Source organism: Sphingomonas sp. OV641 (genome assembly GCF_900109205.1).
Lineage (GTDB): Bacteria > Pseudomonadota > Alphaproteobacteria > Sphingomonadales > Sphingomonadaceae > Sphingomonas.
Genome location: NZ_FNZB01000006.1, coordinates 67,796 through 80,019, shown reverse-complemented (window position 1 = coordinate 80,019; position 12,224 = coordinate 67,796). Strand labels below are relative to the sequence as shown.

The window sequence follows — 12,224 nt, the reverse complement described above, 5'->3', positions numbered from 1 at the left end:
GCTCGACCGGCGCCTCGATCCGATCGCGCGTCGTGCCGGCAATTCGCAGCACCGGATTACCGATCCAGGGATGTGCTTTCGGCAGATTGCGCTAGGGTCAGGACCCATTGATGTGAGCGGCGCGATCTGATTCAGGCTCCGAAAGGAGACTGAGAATGAGCGACCTGTACTGGCTTACGGACGAGCAGATGGCGCGTCTGCAACCGTACTTTCCCAAGAGCCACGGCAAGCCTCGCGTTGATGATCGGCGGGTGTTGAGCGGCATCGTTTTCGTCAATCGCAACGGGCTGCGATGGCGGGATGCGCCAAAGGAGTATGGCCCGCACAAGACGCTCTACAATCGCTGGAAGCGCTGGGGCGAGATGGGGGTTTTCCTCCGCATGATGGAAGGGTTGGCGGCCGCAGGTGCCGATCCGAAGACCGTCATGATCGACGCGACCTATTTGAAGGCACACCGCACGGCATCGAGCCTGCGGGTAAAAAAAGGGATCTCGGGCGGCTGATCGGCCGCACCAAGGGTGGCATGAACACGAAGCTTCACGCCGTCACCGACGCAAACGGCCGACCTCTCAGCTTCTTCATGACCGCTGGCCAGGTCAGCGACTACACCGGTGCGGCAGCGCTACTGGACGATCTGCCAAAAGCGCGCTGGCTCCTGGGCGACCGGGGCTATGACGCCGACTGGTTTAGGGATGCTTTGCAGGCGAAGGGTATCGAACCGTGCATCCCAGGTCGGAAATCTCGACACCAGCCCGTCAAATACGACAAGCGCCGCTACAGACGCCGCAGCCGTATTGAGATCATGTTCGGGCGCCTGAAGGACTGGCGCCGCGTCGCCACCCGCTACGATCGATGTCCGACGGTCTTCTTCTCCGCCATCGCCCTCGCAGCCACCGTCATCTTCTGGCTCTGATCAGTGAGTCCTGACCCTAGCGGGAAAGGCGAAGGTGCCAGCGTATAGCGCGAGATCCCAACGGTCCTGAAGCGGACGATCGGCAAAGCTTTCCATGCTGGTGCCGTCGATGCCTTGTTCCAGCACCTGATAAAACGCGAACGTGCTGCGCTCGCGAGCGCGCGCCTTATCGATGAATGCGATCGGTGGAGGATCTAGCCCGACCGATTTCGGCCCCTTTCCGTCCCCGGTCATGGCGTGGCAGCTCGCGCAGTTCTGGTTGAACAGCGCTTGCCCGCGCAGGTAATTGGGGGCGACGGCCGGGGCGAGCGGCACAGGATACGCGGCGATGAGATCAGCAGCGAGGCTGCGTGCGGCGGTTCCTACCGCTTCGGCGGGGGCCTTGGCCGCGATCAGCCGCTCCAGTGCAGTAGCCCGGCGCGCCAAATCGGCCTTGGCAGACGAGGATGCCAAGCTGGTTATCCGCTCGCGTGCCGAGGCGGAGAACTCCGTCATTTCAGCATATTCTGTCGGACTGACGATCTGGCCGCCCTTCACCGCTTCGGGATAGTCCACTGCGACGTAATCGAGCAGCCGCCATGCCGTTTGCACCGGGGCGGTCGTCTGGGCGCTGGCCGGCGAAACCAGCATGATCGCAACGAACATTGCAATAAGCGCACCGACCCAGCCATGGCGACTAAGTAGCATTAGCAGGTTATCGGCGAACTTCGCACTGCAAGACCGCGATACAGGAGCGATGGCTGGCCCGTTCGCGGCGACCCGGTTAAGGTTCATCGATCGCCTCTTATGCCGTCTAACAGGGCGACTACATTTCAAATAATGTTGAACCATTGGGCTGACCATGGATGAGAATCAAGCGCTGACAGCGTTCGCCGCCATCTCGAATGCGACCCGGCTGCGCATTGTTCGGCTGCTGGTCGTAGCAGGCGCAGACGGCCGCTCTGCTGGCGCGATCGGCGAGGAGCTGGGCGGCACGCCGCCCTCGCGCCTGTCCTTTCACCTTAGCCAGCTTGAACAGGCTGGTTTGGTGGTGAGCCGTCGCGAGGGACGGTCGATCATCTACAGCGCGATTTTCCCGGCGCTGTCGGACCTGGTGGCCTTCCTCATGCACGATTGCTGCGAAGGCCATTGCCTCGTCTGCGATCAGGCGATCGAGCTATTTGCGAAATGTACAGGACGGCCCACCCCGGCCGCCCGGGTGGTCCAGCGTGCTTGAGGGCAATCACGCGCGCTCTAGTCGGCGGCTTCCGCATGCCATCCCAAACATGGCGATGCTGGCGACAGGACTATCGGCCGATTGACGGTCGCGGATCGCCCGAAGATCGGCGGTTAGCTGCGTTTGACCGATGTCGATCAGTACGTACCCGGCTTGCTCCACGTCGGAGAACCGTATGTGGCCGTTGTTGGCTAGAGCGTCGCCGAAGCGCCCCTTGGGGGGTGAGGCCGCGGCTAGCGCGGACGTGACGATTTCGCCTGCGACCGGGCGCCCGCCGCTGTCGTTCAGGTCGTTGACCCAAAAGGAATGCACATCGCCGCTCAGGACAAGTGGGCTCGTGACGGTGGATCGTGACAGGCCCTGCAGGATACGGCTTCGGTTCGCCGTATAGCCGTCCCATTGATCACTGAACGTTGCTCTGCCTGCGCTATCAAGAGCAAGCGGCGCGAAGAAAACTTGCTGTCCGATCAGCGTCCACGGACGATGCTCGCTGGCGAGCCGCTGGTCGAGCCAGCGTTCCTGTGTTGCCCCCATGATCGTCCCCGTCGATGCCGCGGCCTCCGCACATCCGTCTAGCCGGACGTTGCGCGCTATGCCGGCAGGAGCGCAGGGTGACGGACTGCGGTACTGGCGCGTATCCAACACGGAAAGTGACGCAAGGTCGCCCCAATCGACGGCTCGATAGAGCCGGGGCGTACTGGCACCGTGCCATATGCTCGGCCGGATCGGCATATGCTCGAAGTATGCCTGGTAAGCAGCGGCACGTCGCGTCGCGAACATGGCAGCGGGTTCGCCGGTCCGATTGGCGAGATTTGCATAGTCGTTGAGGACTTCGTGGTCGTCCCACGTCACTACCCACGGGCAGGCGCGATGGGCGGCCTGTAGATCGGGGTCCGTCTTGTAGAGCGCATGCCGCTGCCGGTACCCGCCAAGGTCCAGCGGCTCCGACGTGCCAAACGAGCGGACCTTTGCCTGATCGGGATAAGTTTGCTCGTAGATGTAGTCGCCAAGCTGGAGCACTAGGTCGGGCTGCTGCGCAATCATGTCGCGGTAGGCTCCGAAGCGAGCCTGCTCCCAATGTTGGCACGACGTTACCGCTATCCGCAGCCGAGCGGACGTTTGCGGTACGGTCGTCGTCCTGCCGATGGGGCTCGTCGCCCCGAGCGCGTGAAAGCGATACCAGAAGGCACGACCAGACGGCAGCCCACCGACCTCGACATGGACGCTGTGGGCGGCTTCCGGCCGTGCGGGTAGGACGCCGCGGCGGACGATCGTTCGAAAGCCGCGATCAGCAGCGACCTCGTACCGCACCGAGACGGCCTTCGCATCGAGCGGAGCAAGGCCGCGCCCGATCAACCGCGTCCATAGGACAAATCCGTCGCCCGACGGATCGCCGCTGGCGACGCCAAGTCCGAACGGATCAATATCGGTGCGTGCATGAGCATCGATGGGCGTCGATGGCATGATGGCTAGCGATGCCATTGCCATCATGACAGCGCGGCGATGCCAGGTTGGGTGCAGCGTCTCGAGCATAAATCCTGAGTACGCCCCTGGCGTGACCTGCTGATGACGAATCGCCATATTGTCACGAAAGTGTCGCCGCTTCGCAACGCTGTCGCCATCAGAGGTCCCTAGCGGCGTCATTTCAAGACTTGGTGAAAAGTCTGCTAAAATCCCAGGGGGAATAGATGATTTCGAAGACGCTCCTGCTGAGCTCCGTCAGCGCCTTGCTGTTGGCCGCCGGCACGGCCCAGGCACAATCCGGTGCTCTACCAGAACGCCCGGCTGCCACAGCGTCTGAAGGCGCCAGCGCACCAGATGCCTCGGAAGACCAGGGAGAAATTGTCGTCTATGGCTCTGGCCGTGTGAGGCAGGAGCAGACTGTCACCAAGGCAGCTATCGACATTCTTCCTCCCGGCAGTTCGCCCCTGAAGGCGGTTTCACGGTTGCCGGGTGTGGCGCTGCAAAGCTCCGATCCGTTTGGCAGCTACGAGCTGGGCACGCGATTGTCAGTGCGCGGCTTCAATCAGAGCCAGATGGGCTACACGTTAGACGGCGTGCCGCTTGGGGACATGTTCTACAACGGCCACAACGGCTTGCACGTCAGCCGCGCAATTGCGGCGGAGAACATCGCGCGGGTAGACGTGTCGCAGGGTGCCGGCTCACTTGCGATTGCTTCGACTAGCAACCTAGGCGGCAATCTCGAATTCGTATCGCGCGCGCCTTCCGAAACGATCGGCGGCGAGATCGCCGGCACCTACGGCATGTACGACACTGTGCATCTCTACGGCCGGATCGATAGCGGCCTGCTTTCCACTGGCACGCTAATCTCGGTGTCAGGCGTCTATCACGATGCTGACAAGTGGAAGGGGTTTGGCAAGCAGACCGATCGCAAGATCAATGGCAAGGTCGTCCAGCGGATCGGCGACGCCACGCTGACCGGGTGGCTGAACTACTCGCTGCATAAGGAGCGGAACTACGCCGATCTCTCACCGGCGACGCTCGACCGCATCGGCTACGATCTCGACTTCCTTCGGCCGGACTTCGACACGGCAGTCCTGCTGTCGCAAGTCAGTGCCAATCAAACGGCTGCGGCCGCCAGACGAGCGTTACCATTCCCCACGGCCGGCGTGGTCTTCCCCTCGCCCTATACCAATGTAAACGACACCTATTACGACAGCGGTGGCTTTCGTAAGGACTGGCTGGGCGCACTGACGCTCAACGTGCCGGTGGCAGACTGGCTCGATCTCGGCGCAACATACTATCACCACTACGATCGCGGCAGCGGCGGCATTTACACGCCGGCGGTGTTCAGCCCAGATGGCTTCCCGCTGTCGGTCCGAACAACCGAATACGGCATCAACCGGGATGGCGGCATAGCGCGTGCGACTGCTCGCCTGGGCGCGCATACGTTTCAGATCGGCTACTGGCACGAAGACAATGATGCAACGACCGACCGTAGCTATTACGCGGTAAGTCAAACAAATCGGCCTGACGTGACCGATCTGCTGAAGAGCCCGTTCCGCAGCGACTTCCTCACCGATCTCACCACGGTTACCAATCAGTTTTTCGTCAGCGACAGTTGGCAACTTAGCGATGCCCTGACGATCGCGGGTGGCTTCAAGGGCGCTCGGGTCGAGAACGGCATCACAACGACCTTCGGCACTCCGTTCATCAACGGGAAGATCGCCGCGAAAGACTGGTTCCAGCCGCAGATCGGCGCGACCTGGCGCGTTGGACGGCAGGAGTTCTTCGCCAATTATGCAGAGAACATGCGCGCCTATATCAGCTCGTTCCGCGGCCCCTTCGGCACTACGCAGGTCGGATTCGAGGCTATCCGCGGCGTGTTGAAACCGGAGACATCGCGAACGGTCGAGGGCGGCTGGCGTTTCAATGCTGGTCCGCTGCGCGGTGTACTGGCTGTCTACGACGTAAAATTCGAGAATCGGCTGCTCGCGGCATTCAGCGGCGCCAACATTCTTGGAAATCCGAGCGTTCTTCAGAACGTCGGTAGCGTGACCAGCCGGGGCGTTGAAGTCGCAGCGACGTACCGAGTGATGCCCCGCCTGTCGCTGATCGGTTCTTACTCGTACAACGACAGCACTTACGACGACGATACCGTAAACGGAACGGCCACCGTGCGCACCAAGGGCGTTCGAACGGTGGATACGCCAGCTCATCTGGCAAAGGGCGAGATCAACTACGACGACGGCAGTCTGTTTGGTAATCTGGCGGGAGGGTACACTTCGCGGCGGAACGTTACCTACACCGGCGACGTCACGGTTGATGGCTATGTCCTGGTCGATGCCGCGCTCGGCTATCGCTTCCCCGCAGATGGGCCGCTTGCCGGCCTAGAGCTCCAGATCAACGCCGCAAACCTTCTCGACAAGAGATACATTGCGGCACTTGGATCGGGGCAATTTTTCAACACCGCAGCATCGCTCAACAACACCCTGCAAGCAGGATCGCCACGTCAGGTATTTGGGACGATACGGAAGCGGTTCTAAGGTATGCGAGGCGGCCGGCACCATAGGGCTGACTTGTCCGGGTGCCGGTCCGACTCTCGCCCTCTACGATTCACGTGGGCCGGTTCCCGCTTCCGTTGCGTACGTGGGATTTGGGAATGTGATGGCTTTCCCGAAATACCATCCCATGCGAGACGGGATCGCTACGCGTTGGGGTGTCATTCCGCCCCCAACCGGACCCAGCCACCAGCGGCGCATTTTTCAACAGCCCCGGTCGTTTTTCTGATTACTTTGTAGCGTGCCACAAGCCTGATGGACGCCTTTCCCGGAACGGCCTCCTCACAGGTCATTTTGGTTGCGGCAACTCGTCGGCAAGTTTTGGGGCTGCCGCTATATACTCATGCGTGGGCGGGCCTTAATAGCGCGCCGCTTCCTCGCCTATCGAGAAAGCGGCGCCAGTCTCCGCCTGTTTAATCTTTCAACGACGGCTCAATTTGGAGCGTCAGCAGTAGCAGGTAACACCGACCGTCACGTTGTTCGGTGCCCAAGCCGTCAGCGGGGTGAAATACATGTTAGTGACAGGGCCGGGCGTCGGATTTCCCCCGTCACGTCCGTGAACCTGTCCGAGCGCAATCGACCCGGTGAAGACCGGGCCACCACTATCGCCTTCAAGGCTCTGCCGCGGATAGGTCGAGTTACTGTTCATTCTATAGAAGGCACCGTAACTATCCGTATAGGTGTATGGGTCGGTGTAACCGCATGTCTGACCTGTCGATCGGCCATACTTGCAAATATACTGCCCTTGCGCGACACCTTGCGCTCCAGTGACGGTAACTGAGCTGCCCCCTTCTGAGTGGTCCATCGACTATTACAGTCTGGACCAAGGAAGGGACGACGAATGCCTGCGAAGAAGCACAAGCCCGAGGAGATTATCGGGAAGCTACGTGAGGTTGAGATCATGCTGGGTCAGGGCGGCACGACCGCCGAGGCCTGTCGGCGCATTGCGGTCAGCGAGCAGACCTACTACCGCTGGCGCAAGGAATATGGTGGCCTGAAGACCGATCAGGCTCGGCGGATGAAGGATCTGGAAAAGGAGAACCTGCGGCTGCGCCGGGCGATCTCGGATCTGACGCTGGACAAGCTCATCCTGCAGGAGGCAGCCAAGGGAAACTTCTGAGCCCCGCACGGCGTCGGCGCTGCATCGACCAGGTCAGGGAGGTGCTGGATGTATCCGAGCGGCGGGTGTGCCGCGTGCTCGGCCAGCACCGGTCAACGCAGCGCAAGGTGCCGTTCGGGGCAGATGACGAGCTGGCGCTCACCGAGGATATCATCGCCCTTGCCAGGCAGTACGGGCGCTACGGCTATCGCCGGGTGACGGCGCTGCTGCATGCGGCGGGTTGGTCGGTGAACCATAAACGGGTGGAACGGATCTGGCGACGCGAGGGGCTGAAGGTGCCGCAGCGCCAGCCGAAACGCGGCCGGTTATGGCTGAACGATGGCTCGTGCATCCGGTTGCGGCCGGAGTATCCGGGGCATGTCTGGGCTTACGACTTCGTCGAGGAACGCACCCATGACGGACGCAAGTTCCGCATCCTTACCATTATCGACGAGGCGAGCAGGGAGTGCCTGGCACTCGTCGTCGCGCGCCAGCTCAAACACGAAGACGTACTGGCAGCGCTGGCCGAGTTGTTCATCGAGCGTGGTCCGCCCGCGCATATCAGGTCGGACAACGTCCTATGTCGGGAAGCAGCGGCGGGTTTGGGCCAGCAGATATCCATGCGCCGACAACCATCGGCGCGGCATGCAATCTGAGCCAGATGGCTTCCACCGTCAACGGGATCGCTCCCTGCCATAGCAAACACAGGATCCAGCGGCGCCGGGGCGGCCGTGGTCCTCACCATCCTTAAAACGAGATACGCACCCAGGTGGAAGGCCCGAACATTATCTACAGGGTCGCTCGACGAGCGCCCTCACGGCACTTGCAGAGAGGGGTCCTTCCACCTGGCATCCGACCGTTCGAGGAACGGCCGGTACTCTGTCCCCGTCTTGACGACGGCGTGAGCCACGCGCGCCATCTTGGCGGTGAGCGCCGTCATCGCCTTGCGGCGACGGTCGGCATCGTCCGCGTGCCCGGCGGTGTACCGTCCGAGCTTGTCACGGAAACTGTTGTCGCGCTGACGCGCGGCGACCTGGGCAGCCATCCAGAAGGTGCGGCGCAGACGCGCGTTGCCGTACTTGGACAGCTTGGTGCGGCCACGAAACGTGCCTGACTGGCACGTTGCGAGATCGAGGCCGCAGAACTTCAGGAACTGTCGATGATGGTTGAAGCGACGCAAATCACCGGCCTCGGCCAGAATGGTCAGCGCGTTAATCGGACCAATGCCCGGAATGTTGCGCAGCAGCTTATAATCAACATGCTCGGCCAGCCTGTCATGGGCAAGCCGCTCTATCTCGTCACGCTGGTGGATAAGGCTGCGTCCCTGCGCGATGACCATGCGGAACATGGTAATTGCTGCCGAATCCTCCGGGACCGGCAGAGCCACCGAAGCGCAGGCCGTTTCGTATATGTCATTGACAAGACGGGCCTTGGAAACCTTGCGGCCGATGAGAGGCCAGGCAGCTGCCGAGAATGCCCCAGCGTCGAGCGCGGTGATGCTGGCAGGAGTGGGGAACCGCTCGATGAGCGCGAGAAACCAGTCGGACCGGCTGTTGCCTGCGAAGCGGGCGATCTCGGGGAAGTACAGCGGCAGGTAGTGGGTCAGGATGCGGTGCCAGGTCTGCGTCTTCATCCTAGAGATCGTTTCGTGGGTCTTCGAGAGCTCCTGCAGGTCATTGATGCCCGCGGCGAGAGGATCGACGTAGCGCTGCGTCGCACCGATCCGCAGCATGTGCAGGATGACCTGCGCGTCCTTGGGGTCGTTCTTGTACCAGCCATTGTGCAGCGCCTCGCGCGTTCTTGCGAGCGCGACCGACGAGATGAGGCGCAGCTCGAACCCTGCCGTCAGCAGCCGATGTGCCAGCGTACGATGGTAATTACCCGTCGCCTCGAACCCAACGATGATACGGCGCCCGATGGCAGCGAGTTGCTCGGCAAAGCCGTCATAGTCCTGTCTGGTCGCCATGACGGTCATCCGCCGGCGCCGGCCGCCTTCCGGTCGCTCGATGAGAACCTCCTGCCGGCTCTTGGACATATCGATAGCTACCAGCACGGCGCCGGCAGGCGTAGGGGTGAGCTTGGTCATGGTCGGTCAGTCTCCAAAGTGTTGTCTCGACAACCTCACTTTAGATACCTGCTGTCCGGCCATGGCTTGCCCTAATGAAGCCTGCGGCCGCTACGCGGCCTTGTCTTCATCAGGGCCATAGCGGCTCCCGAACCAGCGCTTCCCAATGTGCTATGGCAGCGAGTTCATCGCCGCCGCCGTCCAGACCTGGCTCAGGCAGATCGGCGTGAAGACGCTCTACATCGCCCCGGGCTCGCCATGGGAGAACGGCTACAACGAGAGCTTCAACGGCTCGCTGCGGGATGAGCTGCTGAACGGCGAGATCTTCTACACCCTCGCTGAAGCCAGGGTGCTGATCGAGGCGTGGCGGCGTCACTACAACACTGTCCGACCGCACAGCAGCCTCGGCTATCGACCACCCGCCCCGGAAGCGGCGACACCGCCATTGCCGGCCTCCGGTTCCGCTTCGCTCCACCTCCGACCGGCAATGGCGGCGGAGACGACAATGCACTAACTATCAACCCGGACCACCCGGTGGGGGCTGCTCAAGGCTCTGCCGCGGATAGGTCGAGTTACTGTTCATTCTATAGAAGGCACCGTAACTATCCGTATAGGTGTATGGGTCGGTGTAACCGCATGTCTGACCTGTCGATCGGCCATACTTGCAAATATACTGCCCTTGCGCGACACCTTGCGCTCCAGTGACGGTAACGACCCCAGCACCGTTATAGAACTTCGGAACAACCAGATAGTTGTTTCCGCCGGAGAATGTGTGCCACTGGCTATCCACGCCGTTTGACACCCATTCTTGGCGAAATGCGAGTGAAACCCCGGTGGTTTCATCCCTGCCATTATTCTCGCAGTGGCCTGCGGTCGTCACGCCATAGAGCGAGCCGTTGGTTTGTTTGACGTTAAAGCCTCGCGTACATTCATTGATGTCGCCGTTAGAGAACGTGCCGCGATAGTTCTGGCCGCCCGGAACCTCCGTTGCCGTGAGAGCAATGCCGTCGAATTGCTCTATCTGCGTTCCAGGCGCCGCACGAAATCGTCCGCCAACAATCGCCGCGAGGGCGGAAGTGGGATCTTTCACCAATAATTTGATTTGCCCCGTTCGCGCATTGGTGGCGATCGTAGCGTTTGAGCCGAGCGATGAGAGATATCCCCGCGCCTGCGCCCCTATCTCAGACTCTCATACTGGTGCAGTGCGAACATCGAGAACGCTGGCGAGTTCACCTTTGCCGGCGAACTGACGTGCGGCGTTACCGATCGCTTCGAGGTCCGCAGCTACACCATAGATAGCAACACGGAAGTCGGATCCCGTAGTCGCTTCGGCCCCAGCGAAGCCTTTGGGAAAACGTGCCGAGAGCGCGGGCGCCAGACGCCCCAACTCTCCCATGATCCGCAAACGTCGCGACGCCTCTGCAACAGTAAGGCCCTCCGTCTTCGAGAGCTGTTTGGCAGTCGCATCGTCAGGATCGTTGAACGGTTCGTCAAACGTTGCAAGTCGAATGGTTTTCGTGTTCGATACGGCATGCGCTGCCGAAATCGCGACCGAGGCGAGGACGCAGGCTGCGCCAAGCCGAAAAGCACGCTTCTTCATCACCCTTCTCCTTCAACATAGCTACTGGTTACGTACGGACCTCCACATGCTTGGAGCTGCTGATATGCCTCTGGATCGCCTTGCAGGAACTCGATCGACCCATCACCGCCGCGGATCGTAACCTGCATTCCACTTTTGAAGAGGCGGCCATCGGGTGCCTTCACTGCCTTCGCGGTGCTGTCCCACACATGACCATGAGGCCAGATCAGCGTCCGCTTTGATCCAGAAACCATAAGGTAGGTACAGTTGCCGCGGTACGACAGCCGGCCATTTAAATGTTCCGGGATCACGATATCGGTAGGTGGAGATGCCGCTACGTACGGCGCTACAGCTGAGCATGCAGAAAGTTGAATGCAGCCGGTAAATACAAACAATCCCTTGAGAGCCACGGATCGTATGATAAAGCGAAACGGCATCTCTTATCGCTCCACCTGAGCGATATCACGCGAGACGACTCTGCTAAACGATACCCTCACCGGGTCGTTTGAAATAATGCTGTATGTTGGACTTTTGTCTGGCGTCAAGCCGCTTGCGCGCAAAGCTTTGTTGACTGGTTCGCCAGCGATCCGATTTAACACTTGCGGCAAGTTTGAGCTGCTAAGGCCCGAAAGCTCACCCTTGATTTCGCATCCGGCTGATCGACAATCTACGGAAATTTGCGTGGGAGCGCCAGCCGAGGCAAATACTTCTCTGATCTTGCCTTCGGTACCCGGTGCCCATGCGAGATCGCGGCTTTGGCTGTGAAGGGAACGCCGGACCCGTTCCGGATCGCCTGAAATATCGAATGCGCTACTCTTCTCCTCTGTGGTATCGGCCACGCGTGAGGAGATAGCGCTGGGGGTCAGGGAAGGCAATGCAGAGGAGCCGGTGACCACCTGGACCTCGCCGCGCTTATCGCTATAGGATCCAGATTGACGAAGAACCAGGGAACTGACAACGCCAAGCGCCGCCAAGGCAATAGCCAAAACGCCTAGTAGCCGAGGTGACTTGCGCCTTTCCATCACCGCAGGCTCCGATTAGCTTTGATATTAATTCCAGGCTTTAACATGCGATGTGTACAGCACGTTTGCTTCAAATTGATGTCACAGCAGTTGAAGATCGCTGAAAAAGGCCTTGGTGGAGGTTGACCCGATTTGGTTTACACCAAGCTCGCCGAGCTCCGAAAGCTGCTGCATGGTGGCCTCGACCCGGTGCGGACCCGTGAACTCACCGACGAGATGAGGGCGGCAGGGTTGCCGCTGTGATGGCGCCAAACCGGCATCCTGCGTCAGCGTATCAGCATTGTGCGTCCGTCTCACCGATCGTGCGC

At 60.8% G+C, this 12,224-nt stretch carries 7 protein-coding genes and 3 pseudogenes; 5 read left to right on the top strand and 5 right to left on the bottom strand.

What is annotated here, in order from left to right; translation table 11 throughout:
* Positions 1–155: 155 nt before the first annotated feature.
* Positions 156–913 (top strand): IS5 family transposase gene (locus BMX36_RS18435; protein ID WP_093067894.1). Its coding sequence is split into 2 segments (ribosomal slippage): positions 156–489 and positions 489–913, totalling 759 coding nucleotides; the frame shifts between segments, so codons are not numbered across the junction.
* Here the strand turns inward: BMX36_RS18435 and BMX36_RS18430 are convergent.
* Positions 914–1,558 carry a c-type cytochrome gene (locus tag BMX36_RS18430; RefSeq protein ID WP_066760076.1) on the bottom strand — a complete coding sequence of 215 codons (645 nt, stop codon included), beginning with the start codon at positions 1,556–1,558 and terminating at the stop codon, positions 914–916.
* A gap of 196 nt (positions 1,559–1,754) precedes the next feature.
* Here BMX36_RS18430 and BMX36_RS18425 point away from each other — a divergent pair, with 196 nt between their 5' ends.
* Entirely contained in the window at positions 1,755–2,129 is a 375-nt protein-coding gene (locus BMX36_RS18425) for an ArsR/SmtB family transcription factor (protein WP_066760075.1), read from the top strand.
* Between the two features lie 6 nt (positions 2,130–2,135).
* Here BMX36_RS18425 and BMX36_RS18420 read toward each other — a convergent pair whose 3' ends face one another.
* On the bottom strand, positions 2,136–3,593 hold the full coding sequence (locus tag BMX36_RS18420) for an alkaline phosphatase D family protein (protein WP_177179219.1): 1,458 nt from the start codon (positions 3,591–3,593) through the stop codon (positions 2,136–2,138).
* A 224-nt stretch (positions 3,594–3,817) separates the two neighbouring features.
* On the opposite strand from BMX36_RS18420, the gene BMX36_RS18415 reads away from it, so the two are divergent.
* Both BMX36_RS18415 and BMX36_RS18410 read left to right on the top strand, forming a co-directional pair.
* Positions 3,818–6,136 carry a TonB-dependent receptor gene (locus BMX36_RS18415; protein WP_082731070.1) on the top strand — a complete coding sequence of 773 codons (2,319 nt, stop codon included), beginning with the start codon at positions 3,818–3,820 and terminating at the stop codon, positions 6,134–6,136.
* An 856-nt stretch (positions 6,137–6,992) separates the two neighbouring features.
* A pseudogene (locus tag BMX36_RS18410) lies at positions 6,993–7,825 on the top strand (IS3 family transposase); the annotation flags it as partial.
* A gap of 214 nt (positions 7,826–8,039) precedes the next feature.
* On the opposite strand, the pseudogene BMX36_RS18405 reads toward BMX36_RS18410, so the two are convergent.
* Positions 8,040–9,336: pseudogene (locus tag BMX36_RS18405) on the bottom strand (IS110 family transposase).
* A gap of 154 nt (positions 9,337–9,490) precedes the next feature.
* Between BMX36_RS18405 and BMX36_RS18400 the strand changes: the two are divergent.
* Positions 9,491–9,829, top strand: a pseudogene (locus BMX36_RS18400) (integrase core domain-containing protein); the annotation flags it as partial.
* 3 nt (positions 9,830–9,832) lie between these two features.
* On the opposite strand, the gene BMX36_RS21425 reads toward BMX36_RS18400, so the two are convergent.
* Together BMX36_RS21425 and BMX36_RS18395 are read right to left on the bottom strand one after the other, a co-directional pair.
* Positions 9,833–10,405 (bottom strand): chymotrypsin family serine protease, encoded by a 573-nt coding sequence (locus BMX36_RS21425; protein WP_143058617.1) that lies wholly within the window; start codon positions 10,403–10,405, stop codon positions 9,833–9,835.
* Between the two features lie 99 nt (positions 10,406–10,504).
* Complete coding sequence (locus BMX36_RS18395; protein ID WP_037447418.1) at positions 10,505–10,915, bottom strand: hypothetical protein; 411 nt, start codon at positions 10,913–10,915, stop codon at positions 10,505–10,507.
* Between the last annotated feature and the right edge of the window lie 1,309 nt (positions 10,916–12,224).